The 21,610-nt window shown below is 39.3% G+C and carries 18 protein-coding genes; all 18 read right to left on the bottom strand.

The window, feature by feature from the left end; translation table 11 throughout:
• Positions 1-6 precede the first annotated feature (6 nt).
• Positions 7-1,188 (bottom strand): type VII secretion protein EssB, encoded by a 1,182-nt coding sequence (gene essB / locus QNH17_RS01700; protein ID WP_283877104.1) that lies wholly within the window; start codon positions 1,186-1,188, stop codon positions 7-9.
• A 65-nt stretch (positions 1,189-1,253) separates the two neighbouring features.
• Complete coding sequence (locus QNH17_RS01695; RefSeq protein WP_283877103.1) at positions 1,254-1,505, bottom strand: EsaB/YukD family protein; 252 nt, start codon at positions 1,503-1,505, stop codon at positions 1,254-1,256.
• Between the two features lie 12 nt (positions 1,506-1,517).
• Positions 1,518-2,030, bottom strand: a complete 513-nt coding sequence (gene essA, locus QNH17_RS01690; RefSeq protein WP_283877102.1) for a type VII secretion protein EssA — start codon at positions 2,028-2,030, stop codon at positions 1,518-1,520.
• A complete protein-coding gene (gene esaA, locus QNH17_RS01685) occupies positions 2,005-5,373 on the bottom strand; it encodes a type VII secretion protein EsaA (protein ID WP_283877101.1) in 3,369 nt (1,122 codons plus the stop codon). The genes essA and esaA overlap by 26 nt, the downstream gene beginning before the upstream one ends.
• 215 nt (positions 5,374-5,588) lie before the next feature.
• A complete protein-coding gene (locus QNH17_RS01680) occupies positions 5,589-5,885 on the bottom strand; it encodes a WXG100 family type VII secretion target (protein WP_026565218.1) in 297 nt (98 codons plus the stop codon).
• Positions 5,886-6,545: 660 nt separating this feature from the next.
• The gene (locus QNH17_RS01675) at positions 6,546-7,253 is read right to left on the bottom strand and encodes an SH3 domain-containing protein (RefSeq protein ID WP_283877100.1); all 708 of its coding nucleotides are present in this window, start codon (positions 7,251-7,253) and stop codon (positions 6,546-6,548) included.
• A gap of 122 nt (positions 7,254-7,375) precedes the next feature.
• Positions 7,376-8,371 (bottom strand): ABC transporter substrate-binding protein, encoded by a 996-nt coding sequence (locus QNH17_RS01670; protein ID WP_283877099.1) that lies wholly within the window; start codon positions 8,369-8,371, stop codon positions 7,376-7,378.
• Positions 8,372-8,774: 403 nt separating this feature from the next.
• Positions 8,775-9,443 (bottom strand): fructose-6-phosphate aldolase, encoded by a 669-nt coding sequence (fsa, locus tag QNH17_RS01665; protein WP_283877098.1) that lies wholly within the window; start codon positions 9,441-9,443, stop codon positions 8,775-8,777.
• Entirely contained in the window at positions 9,427-11,451 is a 2,025-nt protein-coding gene (gene tkt, locus QNH17_RS01660) for a transketolase (protein ID WP_283877097.1), read from the bottom strand. The genes fsa and tkt overlap by 17 nt, the downstream gene beginning before the upstream one ends.
• 51 nt (positions 11,452-11,502) lie before the next feature.
• Positions 11,503-11,961, bottom strand: a complete 459-nt coding sequence (rpiB, locus tag QNH17_RS01655) for a ribose 5-phosphate isomerase B (protein WP_283877096.1) — start codon at positions 11,959-11,961, stop codon at positions 11,503-11,505.
• Between the two features lie 85 nt (positions 11,962-12,046).
• Positions 12,047-13,036, bottom strand: coding sequence for a LacI family DNA-binding transcriptional regulator (locus QNH17_RS01650; RefSeq protein WP_283877095.1), 990 nt, complete (start codon positions 13,034-13,036; stop codon positions 12,047-12,049).
• 107 nt (positions 13,037-13,143) lie between these two features.
• Positions 13,144-14,079: an allose kinase gene (gene alsK / locus QNH17_RS01645; RefSeq protein WP_283877094.1), complete on the bottom strand. Its 936-nt coding sequence runs from the start codon at positions 14,077-14,079 to the stop codon at positions 13,144-13,146.
• 93 nt (positions 14,080-14,172) lie between these two features.
• A complete protein-coding gene (gene alsE / locus QNH17_RS01640) occupies positions 14,173-14,862 on the bottom strand; it encodes a D-allulose 6-phosphate 3-epimerase (RefSeq protein ID WP_283877093.1) in 690 nt (229 codons plus the stop codon).
• A gap of 15 nt (positions 14,863-14,877) precedes the next feature.
• The gene (gene alsC, locus QNH17_RS01635) at positions 14,878-15,879 is read right to left on the bottom strand and encodes a D-allose ABC transporter permease (RefSeq protein WP_283877092.1); all 1,002 of its coding nucleotides are present in this window, start codon (positions 15,877-15,879) and stop codon (positions 14,878-14,880) included.
• 18 nt (positions 15,880-15,897) lie between these two features.
• Positions 15,898-17,415, bottom strand: a complete 1,518-nt coding sequence (locus QNH17_RS01630; RefSeq protein ID WP_283877091.1) for a sugar ABC transporter ATP-binding protein — start codon at positions 17,413-17,415, stop codon at positions 15,898-15,900.
• 66 nt (positions 17,416-17,481) lie between these two features.
• Positions 17,482-18,453 carry a D-allose transporter substrate-binding protein gene (gene alsB / locus QNH17_RS01625; RefSeq protein WP_283877090.1) on the bottom strand — a complete coding sequence of 324 codons (972 nt, stop codon included), beginning with the start codon at positions 18,451-18,453 and terminating at the stop codon, positions 17,482-17,484.
• 665 nt (positions 18,454-19,118) lie between these two features.
• Positions 19,119-20,084 carry a carbohydrate kinase family protein gene (locus tag QNH17_RS01620; RefSeq protein WP_283877089.1) on the bottom strand — a complete coding sequence of 322 codons (966 nt, stop codon included), beginning with the start codon at positions 20,082-20,084 and terminating at the stop codon, positions 19,119-19,121.
• Between the two features lie 31 nt (positions 20,085-20,115).
• The gene (locus QNH17_RS01615; protein ID WP_283877088.1) at positions 20,116-21,591 is read right to left on the bottom strand and encodes a glycoside hydrolase family 32 protein; all 1,476 of its coding nucleotides are present in this window, start codon (positions 21,589-21,591) and stop codon (positions 20,116-20,118) included.
• Between the last annotated feature and the right edge of the window lie 19 nt (positions 21,592-21,610).

Genomic DNA, 21,610 nt, shown 5'->3' with positions numbered 1-21,610 from the left:
TCTCCCTCAGTTCTGCGGGTTTAATATGGATTCCAGACCATATTTGTCAGCATATGAATCATATTGTTCCTGAAATTTTTGAACTTTCTTTTCACGCTCTGTCCCACTTAAATCAGGGTCATTTTTCGCCTGTTCAATTTGTTTGATTAGCCCATACATGATTAATTGAGGATCATCAATATACTTGGCAAGGTCGATGGTTCTGGCAAAATCGCCTCGACCATTGTAAATCCAATACAATAAATAGTTCGGATCACTTTTTATACTGATATTTTTCAAGATTACTTCTTTTTGATCATCAGAAAGCTTCTCTGTTTCAATGAATGAATAAGCAAGTACATACTTACTGGTATTCGGCAATTTTTCTGGAGTTTGATTTTCTAAATCAGTAATCACATTTCCATAATCTAAAGATAAAAAGTGACGATCCGCTTCGAGGAGATGCGCTTGAAAAGGTGTTTTGACAAAAGTCAGATAAACGAGCGGCACTGCTAAAATAACAACAAGTGCCATCATGATAAAGGTTAGTTGTTTAAAAAGACGGAATCTCTTTTTCGGTACATTTACTATAGTTTTTTCTAACTCTTGTTTTTCCTTTAAGTACTGTTCTTCCAAAAAATTGACTAAAGCAGCGAATTCCTGAAGTTCACCCACTTGACGTTCAAATGCGGTATCCTTGGCATTTGCTAATGAACCCGAATAGAGGTCATCAAAGGTATACTTTTTGGAAAATATTGCGACAATGATACATTTATATTGGAGAATAAATTTATCTTCATTCAGTTCATAGGGGGGAATTAACTCCCGGATACCGCGAAACACGATTGATGGTAAAAGATTCTCATCAAAAATCAGATTGTCGGGATGTAAGAAGAAGGTCATGCGTGTGGTTAGGATTGTTCTGAGTCGAGCAAGATTACACAAAAGGCGTAGTTTTTCTTTTCTGCTTAGCTTTTGTACGTCATCCCATGTGTGAGCCCTTGGATTGACTTCAAATGAGAAGGTAAACTTGTCGTCTCCTTCTTCAACGATTGCAGGTACGAATAAATCTGAGTCATGGTTAATTAAAGCCAATTGGCGTACATCTTTTACTTGTGTTTGTGATTTCGGCAAGTCCAGCTGCCATTTATTATTAAGAATGAGAAACTTGTATGTCATGGACTCCAATTGGATGCTTTTTTCATTCATGTGTTCTGACTCCTTTTAAAAGACAGGCGCTATCCTCACATTGGATAGGCCTGTTTCTATAATACTTATAAAACTCGTAAAAGGTCTCCATTGGTTACTGGATAATCGATAAGCCGGTCATCATCTGCCAATAAGAGTTCTTTTTTTGAAAGCTTTACTGCAAAAAGAGGTGCCATTGTAAGATCCAGATTTAAGGATTCGGACAAGTTCACCAGTAGTTGTTTAATCGGTTGGTGAGCAGGGATTCTTACGTCATATTGCCCTTTGCCCCATCTGCTAAAATCAACTGTCACGTTAACATGTGTTTGACTAGGCATATTGCTCCTCCTTTACCCAAGCGTTTTTCTCATCATTGTAAAGATTCCGCCACACCCCAGGACGACCATCCCTAAGAATGTCGTTATGGTTTTGGCGTTTAAAAAATCACCTGGTTGATTCTCAGGCTCGTTCTGGGTGGGAGCTGGAGTCTGTTGAACTGTATAATTACTAGAAAACAGTACCTTTTCGGTATTTTTCAGTGTAATATCAGGCTTACTTGGCGCAACAAAAAGGCCTTGTTGTAAATCTAACGTAGATTGTTCCAGTTCTAATTGTTTCGTCTTGAGGGCATCCTGTGTTTGTTCCTTAAACAGGCCGGGCGCCAATTTTTCCAATTCCGTTACTTGATCGCCTTGCGTTTCCAATTTTTCCCTATCGATTGCATCTTGGCCAATCCGGTCCGTTTGCAATTGGATTTTCCCGCTATGATCTAGGGTTTCGTCCGCCAAAGGCTGGAATGAAAACATAAAAAGGAATCCTATAAAAACAGTAATTACACTAAAGAGCTTCACTAATTCCTTCATGATTAACCTCCTCGCTTTTTGCAAAACGATTCGAGACAAACAAATTGCCTGTAAGACTAACAACCGTCAAGGCTGCTAGGCCCGCTATAATCCACTTCGTATCAGATGCTCCACTGCCAAACTTCATTAATAATGTCTCAATATATTGCAACGGTGAATAGTCTCTTAATTTAGCAGCCGCAGAGAATTGGTCAAAATGACGTCCAAGTGCTTCCGTTAAGAATAAATAGAGGCTTAGAATCACCAATAGAATGAACATACCAGCCATTTTTAACTGACGTAGTAAATAGGTTGCTACTACCAGCAGCGTGACCATGATTAAGATAATTAATGTAGTCCATTGCAGGAACTTGCCTTCACTCATTTGCAGCATCTTGCCAGACATCAGCCCGATCACCAGCCCCTCGATTAGACCAATGCTTACAGTTATAATCGTGATCGGTGTATTAGTGGCGACTATGGTTCCTTCACCAGCAAATGTATCCTTTTGCAGTCGTTTCCTCTCGTTATTAGAGAGAACATAAGCAGTAAATAACGCTACAATGAAACAGATCAAGACAACAAAGTAAGGAGTAAAGGTATCACCTGCAGTGATAACCCCAGCATTCTTGGTTTCGACTGGTTTCGAAAGAAAGCTTAACAACTCTTCATTCGGCCGGTCACCAACGCGGCTATTAGCGAGCACGCCTGCAAAATTTTCAGAGAAGTTTTGATCCTCCGCCAATTTATTCATTAGATTATTGGAAAGGTCCCCTGCCTGCTGTACTAAAGTCGTTCCACTAGCTTGAATTTCCTTGGCTTGACGATCGATGGCATCGAAGGTTTGATAAACCGTATCCGCAGAATTCAAATTAGTTTTCGACTGATCCGCTAGAGATTGACTTGAAACTAGCAGCGAGTTGAATTCATTGCCTATGGATAGAACAACCTGTTGTTCTTCTTCCCCATTCATTAAAACTTTTGCTTGTTCACTTTGGAGTTTAAGACTTGCTTCACGCCATGCTTCCAAATCTTTTAATGTGTCAGAAAGGTTCGTATTTAAAGTTTCAGCTTGTGCCGTTGTTTCCTTAATCCTCTTCGACATTTGGGCTGCATTTTGATTGGCATCGTTAACAAGCTGTGTATATTCATCTATTTTGCCTTTTACATCTGCCGTCTGTTGTCTTATTTCCTCTGTGATTTGTTCCGCAACGTAAGCAGCTAATACATCAACAATGTCTTGTTTATTAAATAAATAATAAAGAGAATCCTCTGTTGCCATTTCGGTCAGTTTGGTTTGATTCAAATCATTTATGAGGTCCGGACGATTAAATTGATCTATTCCAATGCCAAAGTATAGATTAAACAGCGTCATTAACTTATGAAAATTACTGACGGTATCGCTGGAAGCATTGATTAATACACTTGTCGAGTCCCCGGTAAGAGGCGACATCACTTGATGCGCAATATGGTTATTTAAAATTTCCAATCTCTCAATAATACTTGCGTTGTCATCGGGTTGAATCGAGTTCTGTGGTTCGATTGATTTTTCGTCCTTTGCATCCTCGCTCAATTCTTCAGCTGCTGCCGATTGATTACTTTCGTTAGACAATAAGGATGGATTTGTTTCCTTATCAAGATCAGCTGAATTTGCTGCTGTTGTTTGTGGCTGTTCTGGTTGTTCTGGTTGCGCAGGTTGAACCGGTTGTTCTGGCTGTTCTGGTTGATCTACATCGGTAATATCCTTTTGATCAAGTTCCCAATTCCATGTAACCGGCTGGAACACATCAAGGATTGCATCCATGTTATGAAGAATCACATCAACTTTTACAGTGAATTGCCCTTTATCTGTTGAAGGCAGTTTAATCTTATCGTTATGAAGAAATGGCTCCGTATAATCCATTTCTTCGCTATTTGGTAATGATAATAACACTCTCTTAATCTCAAATTCTTTTGGAATCGAAAGTGTAAATTCCTGCCCATTCTTTTTATTTTTCTCCAATTGGACACTATCTGTTAGGGTTACTCCATTGGTTCTTAAATCATTTTTCACTTGTTTTACTTTTTCTGACAAAGGAATACTATTGGCTTCGCGATTAGGGATATAAGCAAACTCTTGATTGTATTTATTGGTGACAGCTATGACATTTTTTAGCTGTGTGACTGTTTTATCACTTAATCCTAAGCCATCTAAGTCATTACCATTTATGGAAGGCAGTAGATCAATTTGCTTTTGCAATGCAGACCGGGCATTGTTATCTGGAACGGCAAAAATATGATTCATCGATACACTTTGCTCTTGCCCTGAGGTATTTTGTATCTCCTTTTTAAGCTTGTCGGTAATTGCTTGCTGCATATCTGATGCCAACGTTTCCGACAACTCTGTATCCAATTTATCCATTTTTTCCTTCGTGTTCGTCAGATACTCTTGAAGGGCTGCCGATTCTGATAAAATTGTAGCCGATTGATGATCCTTTTGATGAAATTGATCATTGATGGCATTATTGGCGGAAATTAAAAAATATAATTGCTGCATGACATCATCATTGTTCATTTCGCGGTCTAACAGGTTAAGCTGACCAGAGAAACCTTTTGTTAAAAGACCATTAGCCGCATGCATTTTCGTGTAATCCAAAAAGCTGGATTGATAGGTATTGCTTGCTGCTACATCCTCACCCAGGCTAGTTTCAAATCCTTTTAATAGATCCTGTAAGCCGGTAAAGTTATCTCTTGATATCTTTGTGTTACTTTCCACTGCTCCAAACTGAGCGGTGTAACCTGCTAATGGACGATGGATAGTATGATTATAGAAGTTTGTATATACTTGCTCCTTATTGACTAATGTACCGATATTGTCTTGAGCATCATGTAAATTGCCGATGACACTGGCAAAATAAACATCAATGATTTGGCGATTAAAATCACCTAAGATGGCACTCGCTGTTTTCTCCGCCTTCGCTTTCAAATTGCCGTTATCGGAGGCATTTATTTTGTAGTTTAAAACTACCCGCTCTGGAGATTTCGAATCTATTGATAATGCCTTTTCGGTAAAATCATTCGGAATAACAATCATCATATTGTAGACATTCCGCGATAGGCCGCTTTCCGCAACACCACGACTGACAACATACCAGTCATGGGTATCATCTTTTTCAATGTTCTTTATAAATTCGGCACCAAATTCATAGTTCTTATCATTAAATTGTGCACCTTGATCTTCATTGACCAATGCTACTGTCATTTTCTCATCATCATTGTTGGCCTTGCTTTCGGATACTTGATTCAATGCCAGATAAGAGATTCCTGAAGATAGCGCAAGGATCAGAACTAGAAATAATATGACACCTCGCTCAATCTTTTTCATTCACTCAACCCCTGAAAATTTAGTAGTATGTAAAAAAGTAATAATTTCTATTTTTATAAGAAACTCTTACTATGTTAGGAGAATCCCTGCTATGGCAAACAAAGAATAAAAGCCACACAACAATTGTCGCGTGGCTTTTGTTTTATTGGGAACATAGTCCCGAATGACTTATTCCACTGATCCCATGTTAATCATCCAGTTGGTAGGCAATCGGATTAATTAAGCCCAAAATTCTGCGATAATTGCTCATCTTGCTGAGCAACTGCATCCGCTGTCTTGTTCAATTGTGTGTTAATCTCTTGCATCAATTGAGCAAAATTTTGTACCTTCGGCTTCAATTGGTTAAACTGATCATCAAATCTTTGGAAGGCACGGCCTTCCCACTCACCACGAAGTTCATTTTGTAAATTAGTTAAGTCTCTTAAAATTTGCTCAATTTGTTGTGAACTTTGCCCATAGCGAGTCGCTTTTGCCTTTAACTCCGCTGGGGTCATACGAATTTGTCCAGCCACTTGTTCTCCATCTCCTCTACCTATAGTTTGCCCTGGAATTGATTCATCGCTTTTTCCCAGACCACTATCACTACATTGGAAGTAAATTCCTATATATTTTTTATCATAGGTTCATCGAACATTCAAATCCACCTGGAAAAGAGGAAGATTTTTTCTAGTACTTTCTTTCTATTTATTTTTAAAACTAGGATTTTTTAGGAGGAATATGTGAAAAATATGATTCTTTCTCAGCAAGACAACGGGATGGTTTTTAGGTAAAAATTAAGGGAAGATTAAAAGTTATAGAACTTTTTTCCTGTTTTCAGGGTTGAATTGGGTTCCCTGCACAGTTCCAAATACACAAACTTTACTTGACAAGACAATGTAAGAGGTTGGCATATTGATGTTAAGAATGAAAAAAGAGGCTTCTCAAAAATTAGATTAATGAGGATCCTCTTTATGTTTTTTTATGTAGGCACCTAATTTTGTCGATACCTACTCAGAATTTGTAGATATTTCCCGGGAATTTGTTGAATTTTGGAGGTGAGTCCGTATCGCGTAACGCTATAGGACAGATCAATGTCGGATTGAGGAATACTATGCCGATCAACATCTTTCATATTACATAATTATATCGCCTGGCGATATGAAACAGTAAAAAAAAAGCCCATAACAGGGACCTTATTTTCGGAACATAGAGAAGATCTTCCCCCATTTTTCTTTAGGCTTTTGTATCGCTTCTTCTAAGCGTTTATTAAAATCATTTTGTGAACGCCATTCTTTTTCCAGCTCGTATCGTATATTTTGTATCTCCTTTTGTAAGGATTCACTTTTTTCTTGTTCTTGTTCCAGCAATGTTGCGTAATGAGTATTTTGTTGTTCAGTTAATTTTTCAATTTTTGCTTGTGTTTTTTGCGCGGAATTAGCAATACTTGAACTTATTACATGGTGATCTTGCTGGAGCCGGGAAACCGATAATTTCAGCTGTGACATATCGTTTGTCAGTTGGGCATTCATTTCACGCGTTGCTGCAAGTTCATTGACCAAAACCATTAAAATTTCTTTTAATTGGTTGGGGTCTTGGGGTAAATTATCATATGTAACAGGTATCGTAAGTTCTACTTCATTGGATTCTTCTAATCTTTCTTTTTGCTGATACACAAGGTCTTTAGCTGTATCGTCTAGGGGCTTGTCCGTATCGCGTAGCGCTATAAGCGCTCCGATATCAGATTGAACAAAGATACGCCGATCGCCATCCTTCAAAAACTCATATCCATTCCGCTCTAGGATTTGGCCATACTTGCGAACAGTGGGGGTTGCAATCCCTACTTCTTCTGCAGCTTCTTTGGAAGAGAAAGCACGTTCATTCGGTTGTATATCACGTCGCATATCGAACCTCCTTTTCTATTAAATATGAAGGTTTTTTGGTTTATTTGCAAGCTATATCGCCATGCGATATGCAACAAAAAATGAACCTGCCGTTTTTAGGCAGGCTATTTTAAGTTGAGATTTTATTCTCCCACTATTTTTGCGTCCTTCAGCATCTCGTCTGTTAAGGAGACTCCTTCCTCTTGTGCTGCTTTTTTGTTGATGATCAACTCAAGGTTTTCAGGGAAGCCGACAGGAATTTCGCTTGGTTTTTTTCCTTTGAGAATTTCCACTGCCATTTTACCAGTAGTGTATCCTAGATCCTTGTAGTCAAATCCATAAGAAGCAAAAGTTCCTCTTTTTACAGAATCACCTTCACCGACAAACGTTGGGATATCTTTGGCATTAGCTACAGTAATTACCGATTCTAGGGCAGCAACAACAGTGTTATCCTTTGGAATGTATAATACGTCCGCACGTCCTACCATTGACTCAGCTGCCTGCTTTACTTCGGAACTAGCTGTGATTGTGGTTTCAACTGCCTCAAGTCCTGCAGCCTCTATAGCTGTCTTCGCATGTTTAACATTTACCACAGAGTTGGGCTCACCGTTGTTATAGATGATGCCTACCTTCTTCGCATCGGGAAGAAAAGTTTTAATGGCAGCAATCGTATTTTTTATCGCATCTGGATGTGTATCAGATGTGCCTGTCACATTTCCACCTGGCTTTTCCAAACTTTGAACAAGCTCAGCCCCGACTGGATCCGTAATGGCAGTAAACAATATTGGAATATCCTTTGTTTGGTTCACCACCGCCTGCGCACTAGGTGTGGCAATAGCTAAAATAAGGTCATTCTTGTCTGCAACCAAATTTTGTGCAATGGATGTGTTATTGTTCATATCTCCTTGGGCATTCTGGTAATCAAGTTTAAAGTTCTTTCCTTCTTCATAGCCGGCATCCTTCAGAGCCGCGATAAAACCCTCTCGTGCAGCATCAAGAGAAGGATGTTCCACAATTTGTGTAATGCCTATTTTAACTACTTTTTCTTTTCCCTCTCCTCCAGTTTCCTTACTTCCCCCTCCGCATGCTGAAAGCAATAATAATGCTCCACTCAATGCTAACGCTAAACCCTTTCTCATCTGTAAATCCTCCCGAAATTAATCTACTATTTATGTATCCTCTTGATGAACAACAAAGAAAGCGATTTCCTTTATCGATATAAACTTTGGAAAATTTATAATATTCAGATTCTAACACATACACTGAGTGTGAGACAATAGTAAAAACACTGTAATGCCTTGTTAGTTAATTTTTCATATACTTGATAAAAAAGTATCCCCGCCCAAACCACACCCTATGGAATAATAATTAACTGATTATTGGAATAGTAATTTACTTTGATAAAAACATGGATGAATTTTAACGACACAAAAAACCACTCCCTTATTATTATAGGAAGTGGTTTTTGCTATTGATGCCCATAAAAAGGCCCGCCTAACTAATTGTAGCAAGTCGGACCTTCATGCTATTTATCGTAATATTTTAGTTTTTAAGAGTTTTTTCCCAATCAGCAGCGAACTTTTCTATACCCTCATTCGTAAGTGGGTGCTTGGCAAGCTGTTCGATGACGCTGTAAGGAATGGTTGCGATGTGTGCCCCGGCCATAGCGACACGAGTGACATGGTCTGGGTGTCGAACAGATGCAGCTATGATTTGTGTATCCAAGTTATGTACACGTAATAACTGAGCGATTCTCTCGACCAATTGGACACCATCTTCAGAAATATCATCTAAACGGCCTAAAAATGGAGAAACATAAGTTGCACCAGCTCGAGCAGCTAATAATGCTTGGTTTACCGTAAAGATAAGTGTAACGTTCGTTTTAACGCCTTTGTTTGCAAGATAGCGGCATGCTTCTAAACCTTCTAACGTCATCGGTAGTTTAATCGTTACCTTCGAGTCTCCGCCATTAATGGTAATCAGCTCTTCTGCCTGTGCAATCATTTCTTCAGCCGTCACCGCATCAGGAGTGACTTCCGCTGAAACGGATTCGACCTCTGGGACGGATTGACAGATTTCAGCGATGCGATCTTCAAATTTCACACCTTCTTTAGCTACTAAGGAAGGGTTCGTTGTAACACCTGCTAACACACCGATTCTATAGGCTTTCTTTATGTCCGTTAGATTAGCTGTATCAATGAATAGTTTCATAACTAAGCTCCTTCACTTTTTCAGAATTTAATAGATTTCTAGTCGTTTCGACCACATTTTTCACCGTAAATCCAAATAACTCCATGACCTCAGCGCCAGTTCCAGAAGCACCGAAGGTTTCAATCGATAACACTTTTCCTTCTAATCCTACAAATCGTTCCCAACCTAGCGAAATTCCCATTTCAAGTGCCACACGCTTTGCAACAGAAGATGGAAGAACATACTCTTGATACTCTTTCGACTGCCGAATGAACAGTTCCCAGCTTGGTATAGCCACCACTCGAACCGATATCTCTTCCTTCTCTAATTCAGCTTTCGCTTCTACCGCCAAAGACACTTCCGAGCCTGTAGCCAGCAAAATAACATCTGGATTCTCATCTGTTTGTGTTAAAACATAGGCTCCCTTAGAAAGGTTTTCGATATTTGCTTTTGTCTCTTCAAACACCGGCAAGTTTTGACGGCTTAGAACTAAGGCAACCGGGCCTTCTGTTTGTTGCAATGCATAAGCCCAGGCACTCGCTGTTTCATTCGCGTCAGTTGGACGAATGACAGTAAGTCCCGGAATGGCACGAAGCGAAACTAGGTGCTCGATTGGTTCGTGAGTTGGCCCATCTTCTCCTACAGCAATCGAATCATGTGTAAACACATAGGTGATCGGCAACTTTTGCAGGGCAGCCAGACGAATAGACGGTCGAAGGTAATCATTGAACACAAAGAATGTACTTACAAAAGGCTTCAGTCCCCCATGAAGAGCGACTCCATTACCAGCAGCTCCCATCGCATGTTCACGAACGCCAAAGTACACATTTCGACTGGCAAATGATTCGACTGCATATGCGGCTTCATTTTTTATATATGTCATCGTGGAATGGGAAAGATCTGCACTTCCTCCAAAAATAGCAGGAATGATTTTTGCATAATAATTAATGGCTTCTCCACTAGCTACCCTAGTCGAAACGGCTTTTTCCGTATTAAACGTTAAAATGTCCTGATCTTGGATAACAGCTTCTCCTTTAATGGCAACATGTAACTCGCTAGCTAATGAAGGATAAGCCCCCCGGTACGAATCGAATAATTCATTCCATCGTTGTTCTTTATCTATCCCTCTTTGTTTGAGCTCTTCAAAGTGGGCTTTTACTTCTTCTGGTACAAAGAAATCCTCTTCATAATGCCAGCCGTACGCTTGCTTTGTGGCTTTAGCCTCTTCAACACCCAGCGGGTTTCCATGGGCATTATTGGTCCCGGCCACTTTTGGACTGCCGTACCCGATAATCGTTCTAATTTCGATCAGTGTCGGTTGGTCCGTGTTCTGTTTGGCTAATTCAATTGCGTTTGTGATATCCGCCACACTATTTCCGTCTTCCACACGTAAATATTGCCAATTTGCTGATTCTACTCGTTTTTGTATATTCTCTGAAAAAGAAAGGTTTAAGGAACCATCCAAAGAGATATCATTGGAGTCATATAATACAACTAATTTTCCTAACTTCATATGACCTGCAAGAGACATAGCTTCATAGGAGATACCCTCCATTAAATCACCATCGCCAACTAAAGCATATGTGTAATGGTCAATGACTGGGAAATCGTTTTGGTTAAACTTTGCTGCCAAATGGGCTTCTGCCATCGCCATTCCTACCGCATTAGCAATCCCTTGTCCTAAAGGACCCGTTGTAACTTCGACCCCATCGGTGTGGCCAAATTCAGGATGACCTGGTGTTTTGCTATGTAACTTCCGGAAGCTTTTCAAGTCCTCTAATGACACATCGTACCCGGCTAGATGAAGCAAGCTATATAACATGCTGGAGCCATGCCCGGCCGAAAGGACGAAACGATCCCGGTTAAACCATTTGGCATTTTTCGGATTATGCTGCAAGTGATTAGCCCACATAGCATAAGCCATTGGAGCTGCTCCCATGGGAAGACCCGAATGCCCGGAATTAGCTCGATTAATGGCATCTATGGATAAAGTGCGAATTGTGTTAACTGCTAATGTTTCAATATTCATTAATTTATTTTCCTTTCATTTCGAACTCGAAAGAAGCCATTTTTCCAATAATCAATTAACATACGAGCATGAGGATTTTTCATATTCAGCAATCTTATCAATACGTCTTTGATGACGACCGCCTTCATATTCCGTTTCAAGCCAAACCTTGACAATCTCCCTCGCTAAACCATGACCCAAGACTCGTTGTCCTAATGCCAAAACATTGCTATCATTATGCAATCTGGTGAATTTCGCACTAAAGGTATCATGGGCAAGGGCACAGCGGATGCCTCTCACTTTATTCGCTGTGATCGACATCCCAATGCCTGTACCGCAAATCAAAATCCCTCTATCCACAACACCCTGTACCACCTGTTCGGATACTTTTAAGGCATAATCCGGATAATCTACCCTTTCATCGGAGTAAGCTCCTAAATCCGTAAATTCAATGCCTAACTCTTTCAATTCAAGCTTGATTTCTTCTTTCATTGGTAATGCTGTATGATCTGATGCAATCGCAACCTTCATAAGAACTAACTCCTTTTTTGAGTAATCGATTAACCAAAGAAAATAAAAATTTAATCACAATACAATCATTCAAAATCAACCAAAATCATTCGCAATTCCTCGTTGAATCCCGTTCAATCAATTTCACTGGCAGCTTAATGATCTCTTTGGTGTAAATTCCACGTTCAATCCTATTAATCAAGAGTTCAGCGGCCCTTTGTCCAAGTTGGTCTTTATCCTGATGGATAGAAGTAATCGAGTTGTACTTCGAAAGACTGATATTATCGCAACCAATAATCTTGACATCCTCAGGAACTTTAAAACCATTTTCCTTAAGAGCAATCATGGCACCGAAGGCCATTGAATCATTGATGGCAAAAATACCATCATAGTTAAACTTACCAGATTGTATCAAAGAATTTACAGCCTCTTTGCTCGGCTCAATACCTACCACGGCTGTTAATAAATTGTCCTCACCGTAGGGCATCCCTATTTTCTCCAACACGGATTGAAACCCTCTTACCCTTTCGGTTGTTGCCGGGACATCCCGATAATCGGTAATAACCAGGATATTCTTACAATTCTTTTTCACTAACTCTTCCGCTGCAATTTGTCCCCCTTTAAAGTTGTCCGAGGTAATCGCAGCAAAATTGTGCAAATGTGGTGTCCGATCAATACATACAATTGGCAGTTTCGTTTTCATCGCAAACAGTTCTTCACTTGCAGACAAATAGATTAGCCCATCTACTCCCTTTAACTCTAGCTCTTTAAAGAATTGAATATCCTTCTCTTCATTTTCACCAGAATTACAGATAAAAACAGAGTAGCCATTTGGTGAACAATAATTATCAATGGCAAGGACAATCTGTGCAAAAAACTCATTTGTGATATCCGGCACAATCACCCCAATTGTCTTAGAGCGGCTTGTTCTTAAACTCTTGGCAACCGCATTCGGCTTATAATCGTATTTTTCAACGAGATCAAGAATCCTTTTCTTCGTTTCCTCCGAATAACGGCCTGTATTATTTAAAACCTTAGAGACTGTAGCTGTGGAAACCCCAGTCAATTCAGCAATTTTTTTTATAGTCAACTTCATTTCAATTTCCCAACTTTCCTCTACCTACCTATAAAAGTATAAAGCGCCTTCTTTTGTAAATCAATGAAAGCAGGTCAAGAAATGACTAGATCTATCAAAACTTCGCGTTATCCAACTGTTATTTCTGTCTGCGCAATTTTTTCAAAAATATTCATAGATGCGCCTAACACACCTGCTGCATTGGTATCTTCTGCATATTCAATGACTAAATTATTAGCTGGGAATGGCTTTCTGCATTTTTGAAGAATCGCTTCCTCCAACATTCTTTTTGGAAAGCCTTTCATTCCCACAACTCCTCCCCCGATAATCACAAGATGAGGATCGAAAATATTAATTTCTGTTACAATTGGTATGGCCAATGTTTGTACAAATTGAATGATTTCTGGTGTAGTCGAATACTTAGTGAAAATCTCCTCGAATGGTACATCTGAGAAAAATTCCTGATGCAAAGCCACCAATCTTTTTCCAGATGCATAGGTTTCGATACAGCCGATATTGCCGCAGCCACATACCATCTCATTTCCTAACGCTGGAATATGACCAAGCTCCCCAGCTGCTCCATTTTTCCCGTTCAAAAACTGGTTAAATAAATAGATGGAATTTCCATAACCCGTGCCAATATAGAATCCAAGAACAATTTCATCCTTATCGATTTTCCTTTGGGAAATTTCATACTGCAATAAATAATTCACGTCATTTTCAATATAAACTGGAACGTGGATATATTCCTGAATGGGATCAACAATATTGATATTGCTAAGACATTCCAGGTTGGGCGTCGAATGAATTCCCTTCTTATCCTTACTGATCACCGACGGAAAACCCATACCTATCGCAAGAACATTTGCCACCCCAACGTGCTCCTCGATATAACCGTTTAGAAAATCAGCTAGTGACTTTATGGGGTTCCCTGAATCAAGAATATCTGCAATCTTGTTCTTTTGGAAAAAGAAAAGTTCCTTATCTGTATTCACTGCTCCAATTCTGAGATGCGTTCCACCAATATCTACACCAATAACGTATTTTTGTGTCTCAATCTTCATATGGTTGTCCTCACTTTACTGCCCTTTCAACAGAGCATCCATTAGCGTAGTAGATAGCAAGTTTCTAAAGTTGATAGTTTTACACTCATAAAATTAATTTACTGCGATATTGTTTACTTCTTTTTCGAAGGTTTCCATCATTAAATCCCATGCCTTAGAGACATCCTCATCAAGGTTAAATAATCCGGAAGTTCCGACAATTAACACTTCTGCTCCTGCGTCGGTCAACTGCTTAAACGTTCTTTCATTACAAGAACCGTCAATCGTAATTAGGTATTTATATTGATTTTTTTCCTTTAATTCCTTGGCCTCTTTAATCTTATCAATCATTTCAGTGACAAATCTTTGGCCGGCAAATCCTGGATCTACAGTCATGATTGTCAGCTTATCCACATGGTGGATATAATGTCTGATGGACTCTATAGGTGTAGCTGGATTTAAGACCACACCGAATTTTTTCCCTTTATCTTTAATATGGTTAATTAATCTGAAGGCATCTCCGTTAATAGTTTCGGCATGTAGACTAATATAGTCTGCACCCGCATCAATAACCATATCTACAAAATCAGAAGGTTTTTCAACCATGAGATGGGCATCAATCGGTAAGGTGGACATCTTTTTTAATTGCTCGATAAAAAATGGTGATAGAGTAATATTTTTAACAAAGTGACCATCCATGATATCGACATGATAGAAGTCAGCTCTTTCATTTAATGCTGTCACTTGTTCCTTAAATTTTGATAAATCCATACACATTAATGAAGGTGAAAATTTGTATGTCATGTCTGTACACTCTCCTTATTTTTTAGCACTTAGTAATTTGTCTAGTGTTACTGCTGCAATAATTAGACAGCCCATTACAATTTGTTGATAATACGTAGAGATATTCAAAATATTTAGTCCGTTATTAATAACACCAATGATTAATCCACCCATAACGACACCTGGAATGTATCCTTTACCTCCGAAGAAGCTAGTACCGCCAATAATGGCTGAAGCAATCGCAAAAGTTTCAAATCCTTGACCTGCAAGGGGCTCTGCTGAACCTAAGCGTGCTGTTGTTACGACACCAGCAATTCCAGCACAAATACCTGAGATGATGAAAACGATCAATGTATGCTTTTTAATATTGATTCCAGAAAACCAAGCTGATTTCGTGTTTCCACCTAAAGCATAGATATTTCTGCCAACGATTGTTTTCTTGGTAATAAAGTGCAGAACCAAGGCCACCACCAGAGCAATCAACACAGGAATTGGAATACCAAACAACCATCCAGCTACTCCGTCTTTAAAAGACTGTGGAAAACCAAAGATTGGTGAAGCATCTGAAATAATTAACGTAACACCGCGGAAGATGGCCATTGTACCCAAGGTAATGATAAATGGATGTAATCCTGTCAAATTAACAAGACCACCGTTAATCGCTCCCAGTAAAGCACCGACAAGAATTCCGCCAATTAAAATAGCTAAGATTACTGGAGTACCCGCCATCAGCAATTTTGCTGTGACTACTCCTGTAAGTGCAATTACCGAACCTACTGACAGGTCAATTCCTGCAATCAGAATGGCAAAAAACTCTCCACAAGCAATTAAGATGGTAATCGAACTCTGCAGCACAACTTGTGTAAGGTTATTGGTTGTTAAGAAATATTGAGGGGACATAATCCCTAATAGAGCAACGATAATAATAAATATCCCGAAAATTCCATATTTTTGCCACACAGCCCTTGCATTAAACGGTTTTTTCTCACTTTTTCCTGTTTTTACTGGTTTCGCAGTTTCTTTTGCTGTATCTATCATTTTGATCGAGCTCCTTTCCTATATATCAGCCGTTGCTAATAGCATGATTTTTTCTTCTGTTGCGTCTTCATTGTTGATAATCCCGCTTATTTTCCCTTCCCTAAAGACAACGATACGATCACACACGGATAATAATTCCGGAAGTTCAGAGGATACCATCAATACTCCTTTTCCTTCCGTTGCAAGATGGCGCATAATATGATAGATTTCACTTTTCGCTCCAATATCAATCCCTCTTGTAGGCTCATCAAAGATCATCAGATTCGACTTTGCAGCAAGCCATTTTGCAATGATAACCTTTTGTTGGTTACCTCCGGATAATTCGGTTATATTCTGTTGGATGGAAGAACATTTCACCCGCAGTGCTTTTGCGTGCTTTTCCGCTTCCTCTTGTTCCAGTTTTTCATTCACAAGTCCGCCAATTCCGCCCCACTTCGATTTTCGTACCAGAGGGGATGCAGAGATGTTTCTCCAAATTTCAAAGTTGTCAAAAAAGCCCGTTTCTCTTCGGTTTTCCGTAATTAAAGCCATTCCCTTCTTAACTGCTTCATACGGATTTTTTAATTTTAGTGGTTCGCCAAACATCGTGATTTGACCGGATGATAACGGAGCAGCTCCAAAAATAGCTTCCATTAGTTCCGTCCGGCCAGAACCAATCAAACCGGCAAACCCAAGAATCTCACCTTTTTTCAATTCAAAATGGATATCTTTTACTTTTTGGTCTTTTCTGGTTAACCCTTCCACCTTTAAAATGGTTTCTTCTTCTTTCGCCGTGGTTTCCGGTTTCAGGTATTTACCAGATAGCTCTCTCCCAACCATCATAGAAACAAGCATGTCGGTCGTAACATCGTTCATGTCCCTTGTTCCCACATAGGTGCCGTCCTTTAACACAGTAACGCGGTCCCCGATAATTGGTAACTCTTTTAATTTATGTGAGATATAAACGATCCCAACGCCCTCTTTTTTGAGTTGTTTAATGACTGCAAATAATTTATCTACTTCTTCATCAGTTAAGGAAGATGTTGGCTCATCCATAATAATCACTTTTGCATCAGCTGCTAAGGCTTTTGCAATTTCCACTTGCTGCTTTTCTGAAATTGAAATGTCTTCGACCATGGTAGATGGTTCTCTATTTAAACCAACTCTTTTTAGAAGTTCGATTGTTTTCTTATTGATGAAATCATGATCTACTACTTTAAGTCCCAATACTTTCTTGGTTGGTAATTTACCAACAAATAAATTTTCTGCAATGGATAATTCGTCAATCAAACTTAACTCTTGATAGATAATACTAATTTTATGTTCGGCAGAATCTGTAGGGGTTAATTTGCTGTACTCTTTACCAGATAAAACGATCTTTCCTTCAGAAGGTTCATAGATTCCACTTAAGATTTTCATCAATGTGGATTTACCGGCACCGTTCTCACCAAGTAATACATGAACTTCTCCACTTAAAATATCAAAATTGATATTCTCCAATGCTGTTACACCAGGAAAGCGTTTGGTGATCTTCCTCATCTCTACTAGTGGCTGCATCTTCAAACCTCCTTTGAAGTTTTATCATCCCCGATCAACATCAGGGATGATAAAACCATTCTTTTTTTACTCGGTCACTAAGTATGAATCAACTGCAACCTTTTCTGGTTCAGCGTCTTTTGAGATTTTTGCTTTTTTGTCTACTGCTTCGACAAGCTTATCTAAAGCCGTTGCTCCAATTTTTGCAGAATCTTGTGCTACTGTTGCATCTAATTCTCCGGCTTTAATAGATTCTAAAGCTTCAGGAGCTCCGTCTGTACCCACAACCATAATTTCCTTACCCGCATTTTTAACCGCTTCAACGGCACCTAATGCCATCGTATCATTGGCTGCATAAATCGCTTTCAATTTAGGGTATCTTTGAATGAGGTTGGCTGCTACATCAAGGGCCTTACTGCGATCCCAATCAGCAGGCTGGCTTGCAACTAATTTAATTCCACTGGCAGATTTAAAAACTTCTGTTGCTCCATCTTTTCTATCTTCACCGGATACGTTACCAGCAACACCTTCGATAATCGCTACTTGGCCGCCATCTTTTAATTGATCAACAATATACTGAGCTCCTTTAGCTCCAACCTTTTTGTTATCAGTTGTAATGAACGCGTAAACACTTCCACCAGCATTTTTGAGTTCTTTCATATCTACCTGCTCATCGACATTCACCGTTTGAATTCCTTTTGAGTTCGCTTGTACTACCTCTGGAATTAAGTTTACTGGTGATAATGGAGCAAATCCGATACCCGAATAATTCTTATTTAATAAATCTTCGAATACTTTTAATTGTCCTTGTGTATCACTCTCTGAAGATGCCGTTTGAATATCAACCTCAACACCAAGTTTTTTCGCTTCTTTTTCAATACCATCTTTCATTGATACCCAGAAAGGATTTGATAACGTTTTTAAAATCATGGCATAACGTGGTTTCTCGGAACCTGATGAACTTTTACCAGAATCAGAAGAACTAGATTGCGAGCTGCAGCCAACTGCTCCTATGGACAAAGCACCAATTAATATAGCTGACGTTAAAAGTTTTTTCATACAATAATTTCCTCCTTAGAAATATCAATATTAGTAGATCTTTGTAGGTAATCGATTAACCAATTAAAAAATAGTATACTTATTACACATTTGAGACTATAAACTTTTTATAGGTAATCGATTAACCAAATAAGAATATAAACGGTTACATATTTGAAAATTCTAATATTTTTAATTAAATTTAGAAATCGATTAACCAGTCAAATCGGTTACAGAAGACACAAATTTTAAATCTAAAACGAAAAGCGAATAGGTAATCGATTAACCAATTAAGCGAATATAGCGGTTACATAATTGAAAGCAATAAAATTTATTTGACCTAATTTATCAAAACTACTTTTTATTATCTCATTTTGATGAGAAATCGATTAACCACTCATAATAAGTTTATATACATTGACCACCACCGAACAAATTCTACTAGTTTTTATATTTTATATAATAATCTGTCTTTTTTATTTTGTAAACGTTTTTTTAAAGTTTTTACTTAAATTTTTGCCTTTTTTCATTCAATACAAGGCTACATGAATTTTTTAAACTCCTGTCATCTAAAAAATCTTTAAAAAGACTACCTCCTTGTTCTTTAGGAAGTAGTCTATTCTTTATATTATTCTTCATATCTATTTTCTTAGTTCTTCTAAATAATCTTTAAAAAGATTGAAACACTAACCTATAAGCTCCTCAACTTCCCCCTTAGTCGGAAGAGCAGAGATTGCGCCTTTTCCTGTTGTGGTGAGAGCACCACTTGCATTGGCAAATTGCAATATTTCTGTTTGATTGCCCCGTAATACTTCCTCGATGTTAGCCGGGTTTGCTTTTAATTCTAGCAATTGATATAAAAATCCGCCCATGAACGCGTCACCTGCTCCGGTTGTGTCCACAGGTTTAACTGAGTATCCTCTCGATTCAATCTTTTCATCCTTTAAAAACAAATCCGCACCTGCAGCTCCCTTTGTGTAGACAACTGCCTTCACTTTTCCAACAAACAACGATTGAATAGCATAAGACTCTTCTTTTATTCCCGTAATAAAATTTAGCTCTTCATCAGAAACCTTTACGATATCCACAGTCGGTAGAAATTCGAGAATCGCCCTACGACAGTCTTCTGGATCCTCCCAAAGCGGAAGCCGCACATTTGGGTCAAAGCTGACCAAGCCACCCGCATCTGAGACAGCCGCGATAGCTTTTTTATGCGCCTGTTTCATCGGGCTTTCCACAAGATCAACCGAGCAAAAGTGGAGAATATCTCCTGCTTGGAACCATGCTGGCTCGATTTCCTCCTCACTTAACAGCAAATCAGCGGAAGGATTACGGTAAAATGAAAAATCACGTTCCCCGTTTTCTTTTAACGAGACAAAAGCCAAAGCCGTATTCGCTTCCCCAGTCCGGTATACTTTGTCCATCTCAACACCAGCCTCGACAAGTTGCTCGACTAAAAAGTCACCAAACGCATCGTTTCCTAATTTAGAAATCATCGCTGCTTTCTGCCCGTATTTCGCAACGGCCGCAGCCACATTTGCCGGTGCCCCGCCAGGAGCTCTCTCAAAAGAAAAAACATCCTTTAAGGCCACCCCTTTTTGAAGTGGAATAAAATCAATTAACACTTCACCAATCGAAAAAAGCTTTCCCATTCTGTCACCTCAAGTAAGTCTAATAATAAGTTTATATGATATCCCATTTAACAGCCTTTACCTTCGTTTGGCCGCCACGAGCAAACACACGGATTCCATTACTATTTTTACCAGGAAAAATCCGTCCCGTAAATACTTCTTCCCCATTATTTACAAAAACTTCGATAGAGGAGACATCCACAAAGATTCGGAACGAAATTTTTCCAGCGTCCAATCTACATTTCCGTACGGTACCAAACTCCTCAGCAAAGGATTCGCCCGAGTGCGTCCGGTCAAATACAACCTTTTTCGCAACCGCATCATATTTAATCACGGTTTTCTCTATTTCTCCGACCCGAAGCTCTAAACCAAACTCCTCTGCTGTACTATCAGAGAATTCCACAAGAAGCTCATACACGTCTCCCTCGAAGTCATCCAAACTAACATTTTCATCATCAACTGCTTGACTGGTCTCCACCTTTTCCCCGCGAAGAGATACTAGCTCAGGTACTGGCTGCTGAATCAGCTTTCCATCTTTAACAGATAGCTCCCGAGGAAGTGTTAAACAGTGTGCCCACCCATTTTTATCAGTAGGATAGTCAATCTCCGGTAATCCCATCCAGCCGACTAAAATACGTCTCCCCTGATGATCCAGCGTCGATTGTGGTGCGTAAAAATCAAACCCGCGATCCAACTCATGAAATGCACCATGCTTTAATTCGATATTCTCTAAATCTATTGGACTTCCAATTACATACCCTGATTGATAAATGTTTTGATAGTGGTCGCCTTCCGCTTTTAACCCTTGTGGGGAGAAAAGGAACACTCCTTGCTCGTCCAGCTCAAAATAATCCGGACATTCCCACATATAACCGAAATCTTCACCTAAACCAGTCTTCAATTCACCCGCAAACTGCCAATCCTTTAGATCACCAGAGCGATATAAAACGGCACTTCCTGTCTCATTTTTCCTTTGAGCACCAATTACCGCGTAGAAATGATCCCCATGCTGCCAAACCTTTGGATCACGAAAATGATCGGTATAGCCATTTGGAATATCTGCAATTACCGGTGCATCCATTTTCACAAGGCTTCCATCCGGATTCAGTACAGCCAAACATTGATACGGGTGTCGATTCCAATTTTCATCGCGTGTATTGCCAGTGTACATTAAATATAATTTTCCATCATGCTCAATTCCACTTCCGGAATACGCCCCATGACTATCAAATTCATTCGACGGCTCAATGCCCATTCCAACATTTTCCCAATGAACAAGGTCTTTTGACCTCGTGTGATACCAATGCTTCAATCCATGAACAGGTCCAAGCGGAAACCATTGATAGAATAAATGATATTCTCCATTAAAATAACTAAAGCCATTCGGGTCATTTAACAATCCTGTTAGCGGCTGAATATGAAAAGACTGCCGCCATGGACATTGATTCACAAGTTTAGCTAACGCTTGAATTTCCTCTTCAGTCACGTCGTCTATGCTTCTGTATCGTTGTTCAGTTGTCCATTCCATGCTGATTCACTCCTAATAC

Origin of the sequence: Neobacillus sp. SuZ13, assembly GCF_030123365.1 — a bacterium.
GTDB lineage: Bacteria > Bacillota > Bacilli > Bacillales > Cytobacillaceae > Neobacillus.
This window is presented reverse-complemented; position numbering and strand designations above follow the sequence as displayed.